This is a genomic window from Leptolyngbya sp. GB1-A1 (assembly GCF_039962475.1).
GTDB lineage: Bacteria > Cyanobacteriota > Cyanobacteriia > Elainellales > Elainellaceae > Leptolyngbya_A.
The window spans coordinates 23902-41711 of record NZ_JAMPLI010000044.1; the positions used below are offsets into that span (position 1 = coordinate 23902).

Annotated in this window: 19 protein-coding genes and 1 pseudogene; 17 read left to right on the plus strand and 3 right to left on the minus strand. The window is 47.8% G+C overall.

Annotated features, from left to right (window positions below):
- Window positions 1-154 precede the first annotated feature (154 nt).
- The 3 genes from NDI45_RS24900 to NDI45_RS24910 all read left to right on the plus strand — a co-directional run bounded on the left by NDI45_RS24900 (window position 155) and on the right by NDI45_RS24910 (window position 3801).
- Complete coding sequence (locus NDI45_RS24900; RefSeq protein WP_348249286.1) at window positions 155-379, plus strand: hypothetical protein; 225 nt, start codon at window positions 155-157, stop codon at window positions 377-379.
- Window positions 380-538: 159 nt separating this feature from the next.
- Window positions 539-1165 carry a 2OG-Fe(II) oxygenase gene (locus NDI45_RS24905; protein WP_190791481.1) on the plus strand — a complete coding sequence of 209 codons (627 nt, stop codon included), beginning with the start codon at window positions 539-541 and terminating at the stop codon, window positions 1163-1165.
- A 485-nt stretch (window positions 1166-1650) separates the two neighbouring features.
- Window positions 1651-3801, plus strand: a complete 2151-nt coding sequence (locus NDI45_RS24910; protein ID WP_348249287.1) for an alkaline phosphatase D family protein — start codon at window positions 1651-1653, stop codon at window positions 3799-3801.
- A 55-nt stretch (window positions 3802-3856) separates the two neighbouring features.
- Here NDI45_RS24910 and NDI45_RS24915 read toward each other — a convergent pair.
- A pseudogene (locus NDI45_RS24915) lies at window positions 3857-3955 on the minus strand (DDE-type integrase/transposase/recombinase); the annotation flags it as partial.
- A 174-nt stretch (window positions 3956-4129) separates the two neighbouring features.
- On the opposite strand from NDI45_RS24915, the gene NDI45_RS24920 reads away from it, so the two are divergent.
- From NDI45_RS24920 to NDI45_RS24940, 5 genes are all read left to right on the plus strand, one after another.
- Window positions 4130-4873, plus strand: a complete 744-nt coding sequence (locus tag NDI45_RS24920; protein WP_348249288.1) for an IS6 family transposase — start codon at window positions 4130-4132, stop codon at window positions 4871-4873.
- Between the two features lie 179 nt (window positions 4874-5052).
- Window positions 5053-5676 carry an NfeD family protein gene (locus tag NDI45_RS24925; protein WP_348249289.1) on the plus strand — a complete coding sequence of 208 codons (624 nt, stop codon included), beginning with the start codon at window positions 5053-5055 and terminating at the stop codon, window positions 5674-5676.
- Window positions 5677-5784: 108 nt separating this feature from the next.
- On the plus strand, window positions 5785-7203 hold the full coding sequence (locus NDI45_RS24930) for an SPFH domain-containing protein (RefSeq protein ID WP_190789939.1): 1419 nt from the start codon (window positions 5785-5787) through the stop codon (window positions 7201-7203).
- Window positions 7200-8498 carry an SPFH domain-containing protein gene (locus NDI45_RS24935; protein ID WP_348249290.1) on the plus strand — a complete coding sequence of 433 codons (1299 nt, stop codon included), beginning with the start codon at window positions 7200-7202 and terminating at the stop codon, window positions 8496-8498. The genes NDI45_RS24930 and NDI45_RS24935 overlap by 4 nt, the downstream gene beginning before the upstream one ends.
- Before the next feature lie 177 nt (window positions 8499-8675).
- On the plus strand, window positions 8676-8924 hold the full coding sequence (locus tag NDI45_RS24940) for a dihydrofolate reductase family protein (protein WP_348249291.1): 249 nt from the start codon (window positions 8676-8678) through the stop codon (window positions 8922-8924).
- A gap of 59 nt (window positions 8925-8983) precedes the next feature.
- Here the strand turns inward: NDI45_RS24940 and NDI45_RS24945 are convergent, their stop codons facing one another.
- Window positions 8984-10261: an RNA polymerase sigma factor gene (locus NDI45_RS24945; RefSeq protein ID WP_190789753.1), complete on the minus strand. Its 1278-nt coding sequence runs from the start codon at window positions 10259-10261 to the stop codon at window positions 8984-8986.
- A 160-nt stretch (window positions 10262-10421) separates the two neighbouring features.
- Between NDI45_RS24945 and NDI45_RS24950 the strand changes: the two genes are divergently transcribed.
- The 7 genes from NDI45_RS24950 (at window position 10422) to NDI45_RS24980 (ending at window position 14197) form a co-directional block, all read left to right on the plus strand.
- Window positions 10422-10781 (plus strand): YciI family protein, encoded by a 360-nt coding sequence (locus tag NDI45_RS24950; RefSeq protein WP_190789752.1) that lies wholly within the window; start codon window positions 10422-10424, stop codon window positions 10779-10781.
- A gap of 35 nt (window positions 10782-10816) precedes the next feature.
- On the plus strand, window positions 10817-11314 hold the full coding sequence (locus tag NDI45_RS24955) for a VOC family protein (protein WP_190789751.1): 498 nt from the start codon (window positions 10817-10819) through the stop codon (window positions 11312-11314).
- 87 nt (window positions 11315-11401) lie between these two features.
- Window positions 11402-11833 (plus strand): YciI family protein, encoded by a 432-nt coding sequence (locus tag NDI45_RS24960; protein WP_348249292.1) that lies wholly within the window; start codon window positions 11402-11404, stop codon window positions 11831-11833.
- A gap of 84 nt (window positions 11834-11917) precedes the next feature.
- A complete protein-coding gene (locus NDI45_RS24965) occupies window positions 11918-12328 on the plus strand; it encodes a VOC family protein (RefSeq protein WP_190789749.1) in 411 nt (136 codons plus the stop codon).
- A 65-nt stretch (window positions 12329-12393) separates the two neighbouring features.
- On the plus strand, window positions 12394-12795 hold the full coding sequence (locus NDI45_RS24970) for a VOC family protein (protein ID WP_190789748.1): 402 nt from the start codon (window positions 12394-12396) through the stop codon (window positions 12793-12795).
- An 88-nt stretch (window positions 12796-12883) separates the two neighbouring features.
- On the plus strand, window positions 12884-13612 hold the full coding sequence (locus NDI45_RS24975; RefSeq protein WP_190789747.1) for a DUF899 domain-containing protein: 729 nt from the start codon (window positions 12884-12886) through the stop codon (window positions 13610-13612).
- Window positions 13613-13681: 69 nt separating this feature from the next.
- Window positions 13682-14197, plus strand: a complete 516-nt coding sequence (locus tag NDI45_RS24980; RefSeq protein WP_348249293.1) for a DUF1579 domain-containing protein — start codon at window positions 13682-13684, stop codon at window positions 14195-14197.
- Here NDI45_RS24980 and NDI45_RS24985 read toward each other — a convergent pair.
- On the minus strand, window positions 14166-14498 hold the full coding sequence (locus NDI45_RS24985; protein WP_348249294.1) for a hypothetical protein: 333 nt from the start codon (window positions 14496-14498) through the stop codon (window positions 14166-14168). The genes NDI45_RS24980 and NDI45_RS24985 overlap by 32 nt on opposite strands.
- Window positions 14499-15461: 963 nt before the next feature.
- Here NDI45_RS24985 and NDI45_RS24990 point away from each other — a divergent pair.
- A complete protein-coding gene (locus NDI45_RS24990) occupies window positions 15462-15998 on the plus strand; it encodes a phage tailspike protein (protein WP_190794877.1) in 537 nt (178 codons plus the stop codon).
- Window positions 15999-16000: 2 nt separating this feature from the next.
- Window positions 16001-17374, plus strand: a complete 1374-nt coding sequence (locus NDI45_RS24995; protein WP_190794876.1) for a glutathionylspermidine synthase family protein — start codon at window positions 16001-16003, stop codon at window positions 17372-17374.
- Window positions 17375-17810: the final 436 nt, after the last annotated feature.

Sequence of the window (17810 nt, forward strand, 5' to 3'; positions counted from 1 at the left end):
GCAGAGAGGTAAGGCTGGTAGCAGAGAGAGACGCTTTGCGGCCGAAAAAATAGGGTAAATCCGAAGACTCACCCCAGAATCAAAAAATGTTGCTTCCATTTATCAGGTTTGTCTGCAAGCGCAACTGAGTTCAATCCAATTCATCACTTTGAAAATGTTGGTTGCCCTGTTACAACAGGAACGCTGTGTGAGCATCGAGCGGTTAGCCACCTTGTTTGCTCAACCGATTCAATTTGAAAGTCGCCGCCGGAATCTCCAACGATTTCTACAACTGCCGCAGTTGAATCTCAAAACTCTGTGGTTGCCCATCCTCAAATATTGGCTGAAGCAGCATTTCCATCGCGGGCAACGGCTGTATCTAATGAAACAGATTAAGTGACTACCTGATCTCGTCCTCCTCAGAGAATGTGTTAGGCACGGACTGAGCCTGAAAGAGTAACTAACTGAGGTGTTGTATTGTAGTTTGCTTTGCTTAGTAGATCTAGGGAGATAAGTAGGTAGAATGTTGATGGCTCAACTCAAAGCATAACTTCTTCCCTTGTCCTACTATCATCAGTATCCCCAAGCGTTTTCTCAAACTTACCTGAGTGAGTTGCAAGGACAAATATTAGCTTGTCCATACTTTGCCGTAAATAATCTAAATCGTGATTTTGTAGGGACGAAGGGGTTTTCTATAGTATTTCGGCGGTCTCATCTAATGGAGGTCAAGCAGCGTTTCCCTTATCTCAAGCTCTACCTGAATCGGGTAGTGCAACAAGAGTGCAATGCTTTTTACCTCAACCCCCTACTACTCGAACTAGGGTCTCGGGTAGACCCCCACATTGATCGCTCCCTGCGCTCCTACTGCGAAACGATCGCCCCTCCTGTTGTAGTCAGCGTTCTTTATGTCGAGGTACCCACAGATTTAGACGGAGGGGAACTGGTGCTGCGATCACACAAACGCCAAATTGGACAAATTCGCCCTCAACCAAACACCCTGCTATTTTTCCAGGGAGATTTGACCCATTCAGTGAATCCTGTGACGAGTCCAGGTATTCGCCTGAGCCTTGTTTGTGAACAATACAACCTGGATGATGCTCAATTAAGGGAAATCCCAGAACTCCAATTAGAGTCAAGGGCAATTAGAGTAGCGAAGGGGAGAAATAAGCGAAGAAAAAGAAGTTGAAGCAATAGCTTTGGTAAGCAAGTTCCCCTGCTGATCTTCCTAACAGATGTGTTTCTTGTGCCTAACGGCGACATTCACCGACTGCCAGTAACTTCTCAACTCTAGCCGATCGCGCTTAACAGTCTGATGTAATAAAGGGTAAATTGGCTCTCATTCTGGAGAACTGCTGTTGACAAAGAAATTATCAAAGCTGAATATTCAATCTCGCCTCTTTATTCATAAAGATATCTTCCCTGCTCCTTTTTTTTGTTAAGCAGCTTGAAGGATCGTAAGTCCTGATGTAAACAGAATCTTAAATTCAAATAGAAAATGATGGAAGGCAAGGTTAACTGTGATACAACGACTAAGCAAACTAAGTTGGTGCTTTATTGAAGATAGAATTTGGGGTTGAAAAGAGTATATTCTCTGCCTAGGCGTATAGCCTCAGCTCCCTTCTTTCAACTAGTTAGCGATACCTGCTTAGAAGTAATTCTTTTCAATACTCTATGGCTGGAACTCTCGTAAATGGTGTGGCTAGCGGCGACACAACTCAAACTTCCACAGTGCTTTGGACTCGCAGCACCACTCCTGGTAGAGTCCTGTTTGAATACGCTACTGATGCTGGTTTCAAGTCAATTTTCGGCAAGGCAAGACGACAGGTGAGTGATCCAGCCATTCCCGTTAAAGTGCAGATTAAAGGGTTGGAACCTGCTACACAGTATTACTACCGCGCGACCGACCCGACTGGACAGGCAACAGTTGGTCGCTTTCGAACGCCTGCCCCACAACGATTTTATCAGGGGTTACGATTTGGAGTTTCGGGGGATTGGCAAGGTGAACTGAGTCCCTATGCTTCAATTAGCAACGCAGATGAACGTAACTTAGATTTTTTTATGCAGGTGGGCGATACGCTAGAAGCAGATAGCGAATCTCCAGCTTTACCTGGAGTCACACAGGCAAAGACTCTAGAACAGTTTCGTATCAAACATGCTGAGATCTATAGCGATCGCTTTGGACGCAATTTCTGGGCTGATTTGAGAGCATCAACGCCTACCTATGCGACTTGGGACGATCACGAAATTACCAATGACTTTGCTGGTGGAGCGACGCCAGCGCGATCGCCTCAGAAGCAAGGCATTTTTGGTACAGCGACAGAAGGGTTTGTCAACGACACGCCTGTATTTGATGCAGCTCTGCGCGCCTTTCAAGACCATAAGCCATTGCGTGATGAGTTTTATGGCAATACGGCAGATCCTCGAACATCCAATGAGCAAAAGCTATATCGCTTTAACCAATTTGGGCGAGATGCTGCGTCCTTTGTCCTAGATGTGCGATCGTTCCGCGATGCACCGCTACCGTTTTTGGCTGAAACGGCTTCTCCTGATGCTGTCAATCAGTATTTGCAAAACGCCTTTCAGCCTGGACGCACCATGCTGGGAGCAGCACAGCTACAGCAGTTTAAAGCTGATTTATTAGCTGCTCAAAAAGCCGGTACGACCTGGAAGTTCGTCATGTCAAGCGTACCAATTCAAAATTTTGGCATACCAACTTTAGGAGAACGCTGGGAAGGATTTGCCGCAGAGCGAGCTGATTTACTGCGTTTCATTCAGCAGAACAACATTGAGAATGTTGTATTTGTCACTGGAGATTTTCATGGCAATGTAGTTAACAACGTCACTTATCAAGAAGGATTCGGTCAGCCACAAATTCCGACGGGGGTAGTGGATGTGATGACTAGTCCGGTTGGCATTCAACTCACTGTTCCATTCTTACCTGCGCCGTTTAATCAAACCTTTGCTGCTCCGTTTGGAACGGCAACCGTTGCCTTTACACCGCCGAGTCTGCTGGCAACTCAAGGCAAGTCTCAAGCTCAATATCTTGGATTGAGCGATCGCGCTGCCAAAGATCAGTTCGTCCGAGAAGTATTGGATACTCGAATTACAGCATTAGGCAATGATCCGATCGGCTTGGAAGGCTCAGGCATTAATGCTCAACTGCTCCAAGGTCAGTATATTGCGGCTCATACTTATGGTTGGACGGAGTTTGAGATTAACCCGCGTACTCAAAAGTTGTTAGTAACAACCTATGGGGTTAATCCTTATACTCAAGCCGATTTACAGGCAAATCCAGATGCTATTGCTGGACAACAACCGTTCATTGTCAGCCAGTTCACAATTGATCCAGTGGGCTTTAATCCGAAGCAAATTAGCTTACTGGGAACAGATGCGAAAGATGTGCTGTCTGGAACAGGCGGTAATGACCGGATCAAGGGACTCAGAAATAATGATACGTTGGACGGTAAGGCAGGTCGTGATATTTTGCTGGGTAATGAGGGTAAAGATACTCTGCGCGGCAAAGGCGGTGATGATCGGCTAGTCGGTGGTTTCGGCAATGATAGTTTGATCGGCGGAAAAGGTCGCAATATCTATATCGGTGAGCAAGGGCAGGATACATTTGGGATTGAACAAGGCGGACTTGCCATTATTCAAACTTATCAGGATAGCCGCGATCGTCTACAGTTGTTGAACGGATTGAAGTTCAGCAATTTAGAGGTCGTGCAACGAAATGATGATGTGGCGATCGAATTGAACGGTAAAACGCTAGCGGTTCTTAACAACAGTAATGCAATACAGATAACAGGAGCTGACTTTATCTAAATGCTACTGAATGATTGGAAAGTGGCGATCGTAACGGGTGGAGAACAAAAAATCTATTACCTTCCGAATCGACTGCGTGATACAGATATTTCCACACATCCCTAATTTTGATATACGTCTCGTCCACCTTCCAGGAATCAGTCGTCGGCTTTAACTGTCCCCACTACAAGAGTCATCGGCTCCGGTCACGCTGGTAGTTGATACTTCTGTACCCCTAGCAGTCGGTCAAGCCAGATGTCGTATGAGTTATATGTGAACCTAAGGGTTGTGTCGCAAAAAACAGCCAATGGTAAAGTGAGCAGGCTCAAACTTCTCCCCTTGCCCTCCGATGTCTACTGCTGCTCTGTTTAAGTGGCAGCACTTTCTGCCTGAAATCATCCTGCTCAATGCCCGCTGGTACTGCTGTTACTCCCCCAGCTATCGAGACCTGGAGGAGATGATGCAGGAGCGGGGGATGGGAGTGGATCATTCGACGATCAATCGTTGGGTGCTGAAGTATGTGCCAGAGCTGAACAAACGGATTCGACCGCATCTAAAGCCAACGAACGATTCCTGGAGGGTGGACGAGACGTATATCAAAGCCAAGGGCGTGTGGAAGTATTTGTACCGAGCGGTCGATTCAGAGGGTAACACGCTGGACTTTATGCTGAGTGCCCAGCGGGGTGGCAAGGCAGCTGCCCGGTTCTTGCGCAAAGTGCTCAAGAGTCAGCACACTCAAGCTCCACGAGTGATTACAGTGGACAAGAATGCGGCTTACCCAGTGGCAATAGACGCTCTCAAAGCAGATGAGACGATGGAAAAAGAGACCAAATTAAGGCAGGGCGGATATTTGAATAATGGGATTGAGCAAGAGCATCGATCGATTAAACGCGTTGTGAAACCGATGATGGAATTTAAGACGTTCAACAGCGCGAGAAGCACTTTGCATGGGATCGAGGCGATGAACATGGTCTGCAAAGGACAAGTAAACGGCATCAAACAAGGGGACAGTATGTCTCAAGTAAAATTTATCGAAGCGATCTTTAGAATTGCTGGTTACGAGAATGCAGACGATACCATCGTTTGTCCTTAACAAGTTCTTGCGACACAACCCCTCCTGAAAGCCCTGTAAACTCAAGGTTCTAGCTTTAGCATTGTTTATTGTTTCAATGCTACTTAAACCCGGACTGCCATAGATTAACAATCGTTCCGAATTAAAGCGTCTGCCAGAAATAGGTGCCAAGATGGGGATGATTTTCCTGATCGTCCGTCATGTTGAACGTTTACTGGCTCTGTTTCGCGATCGGTGGGGCATTTGTACTTCTGGCTGTCCTGGGTGGAATTGACGGCGCAGATTTTGGCGATGCTGATGTTCCCTTCGATCCCGATGTAGAGCTGTTGGATGCAGCCGATTGTCCTCAGCAAGCTTCTATCTACCAGCAAAACTCTTGGTCTTCCGCGCTCCGTATCTTCAGTAGCCTCAAGTTTTGGACGTTCAGCATTTGTTTCTTTGGGCTGACCGGGCTGGTATTATCCCACCTTTCTTTTTCTGTGGCTCCACTGGTAGTAGCGATCGTTTCCATCCTGATGGGCATCCTATGCGGAGCTCTCGTTGCAGGTAGTCTGCGGGCATTACGCCAGCAAAAATCGAATAGCCTGATTCGGTCTGATGATTTAGTGGGATTAACTGGAACGGTCGAGCTACCGTTTGACAAGGAGAGTCGCGGGAAGGTGCGGTTACAGATTAAAGGGAACTTGATCGATTCGATCGCCTATACCAGTGACGATAAATCCTTGAACGTGGGAGACCGAGTGCTGGTTATTGGCAGAGAGCAGAATCGCCTGTGGGTTGTAGCCGCAGAGAGTTTAGGTGAGGAGGATAAGAATCTGGGATAGAGGGTTAAACGAGTACTGAACCAGTGATAGCGCAGCTTCTTAGAAGCAGTGCTAGTACATCAAAAAAGAAGCGATTTTTCCGATTTAATGAATAGATAGCAGAATGTGATGAGCAAACAATTTACTGAACCTAGATATCAATTCAAAGCAGCACAGACATCGGAAGGTGTAACCGTTGAAATTGCTCAGGCGAATATCGGAGGAGAGAATCGAACAAACGACTCATCCTCTTTGCTGTCGATGGCTCCGCTGTTTGGACTATCTATCCTGGGAGCCATTCTGTTTGTCTGGTTTGTCAAATGCTTCATGCAGATCTGCAATCCCAACGAAATCTTAATTCTATCGGGGCGTAAGCATCGAACCAAGGAAGGGCAAGAAGTTGGCTATCGGGTAATTTTTGGCGGACGCACGATCGTCATACCCATTCTGGAAACCGTGACACGGATGGACTTGACTACGATGCCCGTTCCGGTAGAAGTCAAAAATGCGTATTCTAAGGGCGGTATTCCGCTGCGAATCCAGGCGATCGCCAATGTCAAAGTATCTAGCGATCCGGTTGTAGTCGGCAATGCAATCGAGCGGTTTTTGGGACGCGATCGGTCTGAAATTTCCCGTGTGGCGCGCGAAACCCTGGAAGGCAACTTGCGGGGCGTTGTTGCCATGCTCACGCCGGAACAGATCAACGAAGATCGACTACAGTTTGCTGAACGTATGGCTGGAGATGTGTCGCGGGATCTGGCAAAACTGGGCTTGCAGCTGGACATTCTCAAAATTCAAAGCGTTGCTGACGATGTGGACTATCTCAGCTCGATTGGACGCAAGCGCATTTCTCAGATTGTCCGAGATGCCGAAATCGCGGAAGCGGAAGCAATGAGCCAGGCAGAGCGGATTGAAGCAGACTGTCACCAGCAGGCAGCGGTGGCAAAATCCCAAGCACTGGCAGTCATTCAGCAGAAGCAGAACGAGCTACGCAAAATTAAGGCAGAACTGGAGCAGCAGGCACGATCGGAAGAAGAACGAACCAAAGCTGCCGAAAAGGAAGCCCGTGCTCGTGCGGAACAGGAGCTTCAAACGGTTCGCGCTGAACTGGAGCGGTTACGTCTGGAAGCGGATCAGGTTCTTCCTGCTGAGGCGGAGAAACAGGCAAAAGCATTGCAGGCAAAAGGCAGTGCGGCTCAGCTTGCAGAAAATGCCAAAGCAGCAGCACTGGTCAACGATATGCTGTCCAAAGTGTGGCAGGAAACGGGAGTCGATGCGGCAGAAGTCTTTCTGATTCAGCAGATTGAGATGGTGCTGCAAGAAGCGGCAAAAATTCCAACTCGGTTGAATCTGCAACAGGTGAGCGTAATCGACAACGGTGACGGCAAGGCACTCGCGAGCTTAATCAACGTCTATCCCGAAGTTGTGCGTCAATTCCTCGATCGCGTTGATCAAACTTTGGGCATCGATGTCGCCGCTACGCTAAAACATCGCAACGGTTATAACGGTCATAAGGGCCATAAGGGTTACAACGGAGAACAGTCATGATTGAGGCACTCGTCGCTTTACTGGCAATTTTAGGAGCGGGAACCGGAACCGGATTTTTCGTCATTCGCAACCTGTATTACATCTGCCAGCCCAACGAAGTGCTGATTTTTGCAGGCAGTTCTCACGAGCTTGGCGACGGTCGTAAGGTGGGGTATCGCCTGGTGAAAGGCGGCAGCAGTGTGCGAGTTCCGCTGTTAGAGCGGGTGCTGCGCATGGATTTAACCAATATGATTATTGATCTGCGTGTATCGAACGCCTACTCCAGAGGCGGCATTCCGCTGACGGTGGAAGGGGTAGCAAACATTAAAATTGCGGGGGAAGAACCTGCGATCCATAATGCGATCGAGCGTTTGCTGGGGAAGAGCCGCCAGGAGATTGAACAAATGGCAAAGGAAACCCTGGAAGGGAATCTGCGCGGCGTATTAGCAAGCCTGACACCAGAGCAGGTGAACGAAGACAAAATTGCGTTTGCGAAAAGCCTGCTGGACGAAGCTGAAGAAGATCTGGGCAAACTGGGACTGGTGCTGGATACGCTGCAAATCCAGAATATTTCCGATGATGTGCGCTACCTCAATTCGATCGGGCGCAAACAACAAGCAGATATGCTGCGCGATGCCCGGATTGCCGAAGCTAAGGCAAAATCTGAATCGTCAATCCAAACGGCTGAGAACGAAAAAATTACGGCACTGAGCCGGATTGAGCGTGATACCGGGATTGCAAGAGCGGATGCCGATCGCCGAGTGAAAGATGCCATTACCAAACGCGATGCCGTAATTGCAGAAGCCCTGGCAGAAATTGCTTCAGAACTGGTGCGGATTCAGGCTGAAGTGCCTGTCCAGCACGAGCGGATCAAGCAGGTTGAACAACAACTCCAGGCTGATGTTGTAGCCCTCGCAGAAGCAGGCTGTAAGGAAGCGATTGCCCGTGCGCAGGGGAATGCTTCCCAAATTATCGAAGAAGGGAAAGCAAGAGCTGAAGGAACCCGCCGTCTGGCAGAATCCTGGCGATCGGCTGGACCCAACGCCCGCGATATTTACCTGCTTCAGCGACTGGAAACCTTGCTCAAAACGCTCACCGAGGCTGTACCGGATGTCGTGGTGCACAATCTGACAGTGATTGATGCTCAGGGCGGCACGACAGCCACTAAACTCACTGCCTTTATAGAGCAGTTCCGGCAAACGACGGGCGTTGATTTATCAGAAACTCTACAACGTTTGACGAGTTCTCAGCAGCTTCCTTCAGAGCTCAGTACGGGACAAAAACTTGCACAGGAAGAGCAGGAAAGGGTTTCATGAGAATTACCACATTCCAACTATGAAACCCTATGAATCAGATTACTCGAATCCAGTAAACCTTGCAGCCTATCTGGGTTGGCACGGTGCACGATCCAGCTTTTTAGCTCTCTTTCTAGTCGCGGTTTTTAGTGGTGCATTAAACTAATGTGGGATAGGTAGCAATGGCGTGCCAATTCTATGCTCGCGTCGTTAATCCAAAACCAGGAGGGGAACGATATCATTGCTTATGGCGGTGCGACCTTTGTATTGGCTCTCATCCAACACAAACTCATTGATGAGATTTATTTGTTTATTAATTCAGTTGCAATTGGTAATGGAATGGCTATTTTCAGAGAACTTGACCGTAGACAAGATTTGACATTAGTAAAATCAACATCATTTGAATACGGTATTGTTGCTCTGAATTACGAGCCGAAACGCAGTTAGGAGATATGGAAAGTGGACAGCTTTCATATCTTTTACTCAATCTAAACTGTTGCAAATCTCTAATTAGATTGGATGTTAGACTGAACTTCGCTCAACCGACGCTTTAGGAAGCGGCGCTCACTGTCATTTGTCACCAATTCTAGTGCTCGCCTATAGCTCTGGGTCGCTTCCTCTGATGCTCCGACACGCCGTAATAAATCCGCACGGGTGGCGTGAAACAGATGATAGCTGTCAAGTTCTGGGGCAAGGCTATCAATCAGTTCAAACGCCGCTTGAGGACTATCTGCCATCGCGATCGCCACCGCTCGATTCAAGGTCACAATGGGTGAAGGCTGCAGGCGTTCCAACACCTCATAGAGCCGCACGATTTGTGCCCAATCTGTTTCTTCGGCTCGTCCAGCCTGGCAGTGCAGGGCGGCGATCGCTGCTTGCAGGGCATACACTCCCGTTCCACTGCGTAGGGCTTCTTCCACCAAGGGCAAAGCCTCCGCAATTTGTTGGTGGTTCCAACGACTCCGATCCTGATCTTGCAACAGAATCAGATTGCCAGCTTCATCCAGACGGGCATCGCGCCGCGAGTCGTGCAGCAACATCAGTGCCACCAGTGCTGTGACTTCAGACGGGGGTTGGGGTGACATCAATTGCCGCACCAGTTGTCCCAGTCGAATCGCTTCAGTGCAGAGGTCCGCCCGCACCATCGAGTCTCCTTTCGTCGCGGCATAACCTTCGTTAAAGATGAGGTAGATTACTGCCAATACTGCCTCTATCCTCGGATATAGATCAGTTATGTCAGGCACTTTGTAGGGAATGCCTGCGTCTCGAATTTTGCGTTTGGCACGAACTAGTCGTTGCGCCATCGTTGCAGTAGGAACCAGAAAGGCGCGAGCAATTTCGTCAGTTTCCAGTCCACCGAGCATTCGTAGGGTCAATGCCACCTGAGTTTCGATCGCTAGTGCCGGGTGGCAGCAGGTGAAGATTAATCGCAGGCGATCATCTCCAATTTCATCGCTGTCGTAGGTTGGTTCTTCGCTCGATGGAATCAACCCTGATGCCGCGTACCAGTCTAGTTTTTCGGTCAGTCGTGTCCGTCGTCGGAGGCGATCGATCGCCTTGTACCGTGCGGTTCGGATGATCCAGGCACGGGGAAGATCGGGAATACCACTGGTTTCCCACTGGTTCACTGCTGCTGCAAACGCCTCCTGTGCGGCTTCTTCAGCCAGATCAAAATCTCCTAGCAGCCGAATCAGGATAGCAACAATGCGTCCCCATTCAGTTCGATAAATCGAGGCAATTGCTTGAGCAACATCTGATTTTGGAGTTGAAGCCATACCTGTCATAAAAAGACACAAAGTTTTTTTAGCAAGGTGTCGATTTGAGGAGTTCTCGTTCGACTGAGTAACAAAGGCAGTAAGGTTCAATTGTACTAAATAGAAGTTTTTCAACAAGATGTCGATTTGAGTAATTCCCATTCGACTTAACTACAAAGGAGGCAACCCAATGAAATATTTGCTGCTGATATATATGGACGAAACCGCCATGAGCGACTCTGAGCGAGAGCATTGCTACGTGGAATCTGCCCAAGTCGCCCAGGATCTCCATACGAAGGGACAATTTGTGGCAACGGCTCCACTCCATCCTGTGGCAACCGCAACCAGTGTTCAAGTCCGTGACGGCAAATCACTGGTGACAGATGGACCGTTTGCCGAAACCCGCGAACAATTGGGCGGATTCTTCCTCGTTAATGCTCAGGATTTGGATGAAGCCATTGCGATCGCCACCCAAATCCCAGGTGCAAAAGTCGGTACCGTCGAAATCCGTCCTGTAATTGAAGTTGCGGGACTACCAGCACAGTCATGACCGTCCTCAACCGCTTGAACTTAAGGAGAACCTTCATGCAAAACAATCCCAAAATCACTCCCTGTTTATGGTTTGATGATCAAGCCGAAGCAGCCGCTCAGTTTTATACGTCAATTTTTCGCAATTCCAAGATCGTCCACATCAGCCGATATGGAGAAGCAGGGCAGGAAATTCACGGAAAACCAGCCGGAACCGTTATGACCGTCAGCTTTGAACTAGATGGTCAGCCGTTCACAGCGCTGAACGGAGGTCCGGCCTTCAAATTTAACGAGGCAATTTCCTTCCAGGTCTCTTGCGATACCCAGGAGGAAGTGGACGATTACTGGCAAAAACTGTCTGTAAGTGGGGATGAAACCGCACAGCAATGCGGCTGGCTCAAAGATCAATATGGCGTCTCGTGGCAAATTATTCCTCGCATTCTCATTGAATTGCTCAATCACCCCGATGCGGCAACATCTCAAAAAGTTACAACTGCCATGCTGCAAATGAAGAAGATCGAAATTGATGAACTCAAGCGTGTCGCTGCGAGTTAGCGGTTCCTTCGGAGTTGCGCTTTGCGCTAATCAGCACACCAAACCCCTAGCAATTCAACTTAAAACCACTCAACAGGAGATTTCACAATGAAAGTCATGGTCATCGTCAAAGCAACCCAAGACTCCGAAACTGGCATCATGCCAAGCGAACAGCTTTTGACTGAAATGGGACAGTACAACGAAGAATTAGCCAGGGCCGGTATCTTGCTAGCTGGTGAGGGGCTTCATCCTAGCTCAAAAGGGGTGCGAGTTCACTTTTCAGGAACGGATCGCACTGTCATTAAGGGACCATTCACTCCAGCGCAGGAACTAGTTGCAGGGTACTGGCTGTGGCAGGTGAACTCAATTGAAGACGCGATCGCTTGGGTGAAGCGCTGCCCTAACCCAATGCCAGGAGAATCCGAGATTGAGATCCGTCCCATATTCGAAGCAGAGGATTTTGGTGAAGCCCTGACCCCCGAATTAAGGGAGCAGGAAGACCGCATTCGTGCCCAGGTTGAAACGCAACAGCAAGAGTAACTTCATCAGCTGCCGCGCAAATGATGTTCACGCGCGAACGATCAGCTTATCAAAACGCAGAATCAATTAAGAAAGGAGAAATCAATGCAATTCAATCCTTACCTGATGTTCAACGGCAACTGTGAGGCAGCGTTCAAGTTCTACGAGCAATGTCTCGGCGGCAAAATCACTATGATGATGACTCACAAAGAAGCACCTTCCGCAGAAGAGGTCTCACCGGAATGGCATGACAAAATTATGCACGCCTGTCTTGAGTTGGACGATCGCCTCTTAATGGGATCTGACTGCCCACCCGGATATTTTGAAACCCCTCAAGGTTTCTACGTGCAGGTTAGTGTACCTGAACCATCCGAAGCAGAACGAATTTTTCACGCTCTGGCAGAAAACGGCAAAGTGAAAATGGCGATCGCCCCAACCTTCTGGTCAGTTCGCTTTGGTATGTTGGTCGATCAGTTCGGTACACCTTGGATGGTCAACTGTGAGCAGGTTGTTTGACCCTCTTACCGCCCTTCACCTCTAGTTTCACAGACTGTCCTACAACACACTACACAGGAGAAACCATGAGTACTCAAATTTTCGTCAATCTACCTGTCAAAAATCTCAAGCAATCGATCGAGTTTTTTACACAACTCGGTTTTCAATTCAATCCTGAATTTACCGACGAAACGGCCACTTGCATGATTGTTTCTGAGAACATCTTCGTGATGCTCTTGACTCATGAAAAGTTCAAGACGTTCACGCCAAATGCGATTTGTGATGCTACCCAAAGTACCGAAGTGCTGGTATGCCTATCGGCTCAGAGCCGAGCAAAAATAGACGAGATGGTTCGTCAAGCAGTCGCCTTTGGTGGCACAACCTATAAAGAGCCGCAAGACCATGGATTTATGTATGGTCATGGATTTCAAGATTTAGATGGTCATATTTGGGAACTGGTTTACATGGAACCCAGCGCAAGCGATTAAGCTGAATCTACCCAGAAGGTATAGGTGTAAGCTATCACAGCAACATAGCTTTTGATCTGAGTTCAACCATTACACTATGGAGATCTGCATGATTCAAAATGCAATTGCACATCCAGAAATCGTTGGAAGAGACGAATGGCTGTCTGCTCGTAAAACATTGCTTGAACATGAGAAAGAATTGACCAAGCATCGCGATCGGATCAACGTAGAACGACGCAGACTACCAATGGTCAAACTTGAGAAGGAATATACCTTTGAAGGGTCAAATGGTTCTACCAAACTCGTTGATTTGTTTGAGGAACGAACCCAACTGATCGTCTATCACTTCATGTTTGCTCCAGAATGGGAGAATGGCTGTATGGGTTGCACAGGCTACGTGAATGCCTTGGGTGATCTGTCAACGTTGAATGAGCGTGACACAACCTTCGTGCTGGTCTCCCGTGCCCCATTCCCCAAACTGGAAGCCTACAAGAGGCTGAAGGGATGGACGGTTCCCTGGTATTCCTCCTTTGGCAGCGATTTTAACTACGATTTCCATGTCACGCTAGACGAAAACATCGCGCCTATTGAATACAACTATCGGGACAAAGCGGAGTTAAAGAAACGAAATGGACCGAATGTAATGCAAGGCGAGAGTCACGGACTCAGCGTTTTCTTCCGCTTGGGTAACGATGTTTTCCACACCTACTCGACTTACGCCCGTGGCGTTGAATCTCTGACCGACGCCTACAGCCTGCTGGATATGACTCCCTACGGACGGCAGGAAGACTTTGAAGACTCACCACCTGGGTATCCGCAAAAGCCGACGTATGGATGAGACGCGGCACTTCTACGCCAGTTTTACTGCAATCTGAATCCTCCATCATTCATCACAAGGAGACAAAAAATGGAAACTACGCAAACTCAACAAACTTCACCTATGCCTGCTCAACCTCAAAAAGAACATCAGTGGCTCCAGAAACTCATCGGTGAGTGGACCTATGAAACCGAAGCGATGATAGGACCCGATCAACCTCCCGTAAAATCAACGGGAGCAGAAACTGTGCGCTCACTGGGTGGACTTTGGATATTGGCAGAAGGACAGGGCGAGATGCCTTGCACTGGTCATGCAACAACGCTAATGACCCTCGGCTACGACCCACAGAAGCAACGTTATGTGGGCACCTGGATCGGCTCAATGATGACGTATCTCTGGCAATACGAGGGTGAATTAGATGCAGGGGAAACCGTGCTGACGCTCAACTCTGATGGACCTGTCATGACGGGTGAGGAGAAAATAGGAAAGTACAAAGATGTGATCGAGTTCAAAAGCGATGATCACCGGGTATTGACCTCCCATATGTTGAGAGATGACGGGCAGTGGCAGCACTTCATGACCGCCCATTATTGGCGCAAGCAATAAGACGTATCGTTCCGTTGATGAAACCAAGTCCTGCACAACGACTGAGCCAAAGCATGGCATCCGGCATAGCTCGAAATAGTTGCTGGTAGTTGAAGATGCGATCTGCTTTAGCAGATATCTCTTCGAGATCGCTTGTCATTCCCATTAGCCAGGACACCACAAGCGCTACAACAAACGGAAAAAACATCCATGCGATGCCCAATATTATCTGCCATTTGGGTGTCGCGTGGATCTTTCGTTTCCATTGAGGAAGATACAGGAGACTACGAATCACCAATGCTACACCAATGGCTGTTAACATTGCGAGACTGATAGCTGGCACTGTTTGTTGGATCCGTTTTATTGCCTGCCAGTCGTCTTCCAGAAACTGTTTAGATCATTGGATATTTGAGTCCGGCAACCTATGCAGCGTCAGCCTTAAAACAAACGTTGCTAAAACCTATGCTCCAGCACATCGTTATTGATCTGGTTGCGCTCATAGAATTCTCGGCTCTTACTTTCTGGCTGGTGGCGCGCAAGCTGAAGTGAATGATTAAGGTTCGCTTTATTGATTAATTGGGATGATTAGCGTTCGTAAAGATATCAATGCTCATATATTTTTTCTGTATCACCATCCAGCCAATACCGTTAAAATCTTCATCATGGAAATTCTCATTAACTTTGCCACACTTCGCCGAATACTTTCTCTTCTGTCAATTCCTGAGATAAAACAGGAGATATGAACCAGAGGAGAAATAAGGCTGTAAAGCTAATCACCGCGATCGTCACATATTTTGCTGACTAGAAAAGTGAGCCATCATTGTTTTAATTTCTACTGAAATTAATCTGAAATTTCTGAGACTGCGTACATTATGGCTGATATTTTCTTCAATCTGTTATCGAAATGCTAACCGAAATATCTTTTTAAGATCTTTTTAAGATAGGATCAACGATCGCATTATTAGCCTCAATGTCATCAGGGTGAGGAGAATAATACCTGGGACTAAGATACCAGATTAGACAATATAAATCAGCCCGATCGTCAAACTCTGGCTCTAGCGGATAAACTGCATCACAGGCTTCATAAATGGTTTTTGCGACACAACCTGCTGGCTTGCTTTAATAATCTTTAGGGATTGGTTCTCTTCCAGGTGTAGTCTAAACTTACCCCTGTTGAAGTGCGGAACGCTTCCTAAATTCCTTCAAGCGAGTATCTTCTAGCCCCTTAAGCCGGCTGTGTCGAAAAATTGGTGAATAGTAAGGTAAGCCTAGCGTATATCCTATTATGGTTAAGAAATATTTGCGCTTTCTGATTTACGGCTCTCTTGGATTAATCACTGCGCTTTACCTCAGCGGATGTGAAGCTTCGATTCCAAAAGATACGCAAGTGTATGAAGTAAACGGTGCCAAGGTCTGCGATTATCAACAGCGCACGCCTGCCTTCCAAGACGATTGTAATAACAACAATGGTTCTTCTGGCTACTACTACAACCCCGGTAGCTCCACCATTTTCTACCGCAGTGGAACTGGAGATCCAGTTGTTGTGGAACGAAATGTTCCTCGATATCAAACGAACACAGGCGGTACAGTTCCTCTAAAAGCCCCGGTCATTACAAATCAATCCGGTAGTCCGTTGATGAACGGCGATTCGGTAATCACATCAACTTCAAGGAGCACTTCAACAACGATCAATACAACTCCCGTTCGTTCCACCGCCTCATTTGACGCACCGGGCGTTGGCAGGGTCAATGCTGGAAAAACAACCAGTGCCAGTCGAGGACTCAGCTTTGGTCGTAGTGGATCTAGAGGAGTTGGAGGTTAGACATGAAATCACTACAGGATGCTCTAAGTAGCCAATCAAAAAAACAGTTCTTCGATCGCTTATCTGAGGAAGCGTATTCCAATCTTCCCGCTGACGTTCTAACTTTGTTCGAAGGAAGCGACAAAGATCATCGACCCTATCTTGTCTTTGACCCGCTGGTAGTCAGTTCTAATTTCTGTCAAGCCATCCGAAAAGCGGCTGAAGAATTTTGGGCACTTTCCACGTCAACCGCTCAGATTTTCCAAAATTTGACAGATATAGAAATTTTAGAATGGGGTTATCCTGAGGATTATGTTCCTCAGTTCCTGGCATGCAACACTCCCGCTTTAGAAATGCGGCTAGATATTGCTGTCAATCCCATCGCTTTCAGTCAAGGTCAGTTTCAGCTAAGCGACTTCAAAGTACTGGAAGCGAACGCTGCGACACCGGGATTCTGGGCAGAGACATTCGTGTTCAACACGCTGATTGCCGAGCATTTTGGATATCAGTGTCCAAACAAACACTTGGGAGAGGTTCAGACCCAGGACTTTGTTCAGTACCTTAAGAAGGCTTTCCCAAGTTATCGACACGGGAAGGATGTGGTCTACTTTTCCTTTCCGTATGCTGGAGCGCATGAGGATATTCTGTCGTTCGATGCCAGAATAGGATACTTCCAGCAGCTTGGCGGCAAGGCTAAATTTCTATACACTGAGGACTTGGTGATTGAAACAGACATCGCCAAAAACGTTGCCCTGAAGACACCGGAGGGTGATGTCGTTCAATACCTGTTTCTTCACTATCCCAACGAATGGCTAGTTGAAGATACGGGTGAAATGGTTAGCGACCATGACTTTAGCACCATTCCTGCGGCAAGACCATGGGACTATCTTCAGCAGCTTGTGCTGGAGCATCAGCTTTATCGGGTGCCGCCCATCCGGTCTGAAGTCATTCAAAATAAAGGTTTCTTCGCATTCCTGTGGGAAGGCGTTCACTCGGATCGCTTTGATCCGGACACCCAACACTGGATCAAAACGCTCATTCCTCAAACCTACTGCACCTATGAAGAGGCAAAGTCTCATCAGCTAGGACAGGTGTGGGAAAAGCCCATCTACGGTCGAGAAGGGGCAGGGATTGTTCTGTGGGAGGACAATGAAGCAGTGATCGATACCTATGACCCCAGCTTTGATGATAAGGACTGGTATAAGAACATGTTGGCGGTTTATCAGGAGGACTGCCCAATGCCCACTTACTCGTTTGAAGATGAATCGCTATTGCTGATGTTTACCGTTTACCTGTCATCAACAGGTCGAGCCACAGGCATTGGCTGTCGCGCTGTACCGCAATCTAAACGGGTAATTGATGCAAAGCAGGGCTTGTGGATTCCCGTTGCCCTGTAACCTCATCCCTCCGAGTTCACTCCAATGAACACTCATCACACCCCTCAACCGCTATCTGATACTCAGACCCAAACGATCGCTACGGCGGTTTGTTATAACTGGTTGCGGGTTTTGCATAAAAGTTGATAGGAGAGATTGAATAGCAAGGCCAAGTTGAGCTTTTAAAGGAACAGAACGATCGATTAGGATCGATTTCCTGCTACTCTTGCCCATATTTCTGACTTCAAAGCACGACAACTCTGAGTCTCTATTGCCGAGACCTCAAAAGGGATGAATGACAAATGGGTTAACCCTGGCAGAAATGCCGCAGATTGATCAGAGTGTAAGCCAGAGTTTTCAAGGCATAGTGCAACTTGCTGATCCGCTCGAAGCGCAGCAATAAGCGCTTGAATTTATCCTCCCAAGCGAAGACTCGCTCAATGGTGCGAAACCGTTC

Coding starts and splice junctions, on each gene's coding strand:
- NDI45_RS24900 (WP_348249286.1), top strand. CDS start 155: ATGTTGGTTGCCCTGTTACAACAGGAACGCTGTGTGAGCATCGAGCGG.
- NDI45_RS24910 (WP_348249287.1), top strand. CDS start 1,651: ATGGCTGGAACTCTCGTAAATGGTGTGGCTAGCGGCGACACAACTCAA.
- NDI45_RS24920 (WP_348249288.1), top strand. CDS start 4,130: ATGTCTACTGCTGCTCTGTTTAAGTGGCAGCACTTTCTGCCTGAAATC.
- NDI45_RS24925 (WP_348249289.1), top strand. CDS start 5,053: ATGTTGAACGTTTACTGGCTCTGTTTCGCGATCGGTGGGGCATTTGTA.
- NDI45_RS24930 (WP_190789939.1), top strand. CDS start 5,785: ATGAGCAAACAATTTACTGAACCTAGATATCAATTCAAAGCAGCACAG.
- NDI45_RS24935 (WP_348249290.1), top strand. CDS start 7,200: ATGATTGAGGCACTCGTCGCTTTACTGGCAATTTTAGGAGCGGGAACC.
- NDI45_RS24940 (WP_348249291.1), top strand. CDS start 8,676: ATGCTCGCGTCGTTAATCCAAAACCAGGAGGGGAACGATATCATTGCT.
- NDI45_RS24945 (WP_190789753.1), bottom strand. CDS start 10,261: ATGACAGGTATGGCTTCAACTCCAAAATCAGATGTTGCTCAAGCAATT.
- NDI45_RS24950 (WP_190789752.1), top strand. CDS start 10,422: ATGAAATATTTGCTGCTGATATATATGGACGAAACCGCCATGAGCGAC.
- NDI45_RS24955 (WP_190789751.1), top strand. CDS start 10,817: ATGCAAAACAATCCCAAAATCACTCCCTGTTTATGGTTTGATGATCAA.
- NDI45_RS24960 (WP_348249292.1), top strand. CDS start 11,402: ATGAAAGTCATGGTCATCGTCAAAGCAACCCAAGACTCCGAAACTGGC.
- NDI45_RS24965 (WP_190789749.1), top strand. CDS start 11,918: ATGCAATTCAATCCTTACCTGATGTTCAACGGCAACTGTGAGGCAGCG.
- NDI45_RS24970 (WP_190789748.1), top strand. CDS start 12,394: ATGAGTACTCAAATTTTCGTCAATCTACCTGTCAAAAATCTCAAGCAA.
- NDI45_RS24975 (WP_190789747.1), top strand. CDS start 12,884: ATGATTCAAAATGCAATTGCACATCCAGAAATCGTTGGAAGAGACGAA.
- NDI45_RS24980 (WP_348249293.1), top strand. CDS start 13,682: ATGGAAACTACGCAAACTCAACAAACTTCACCTATGCCTGCTCAACCT.
- NDI45_RS24985 (WP_348249294.1), bottom strand. CDS start 14,498: ATGTTAACAGCCATTGGTGTAGCATTGGTGATTCGTAGTCTCCTGTAT.
- NDI45_RS24990 (WP_190794877.1), top strand. CDS start 15,462: ATGGTTAAGAAATATTTGCGCTTTCTGATTTACGGCTCTCTTGGATTA.
- NDI45_RS24995 (WP_190794876.1), top strand. CDS start 16,001: ATGAAATCACTACAGGATGCTCTAAGTAGCCAATCAAAAAAACAGTTC.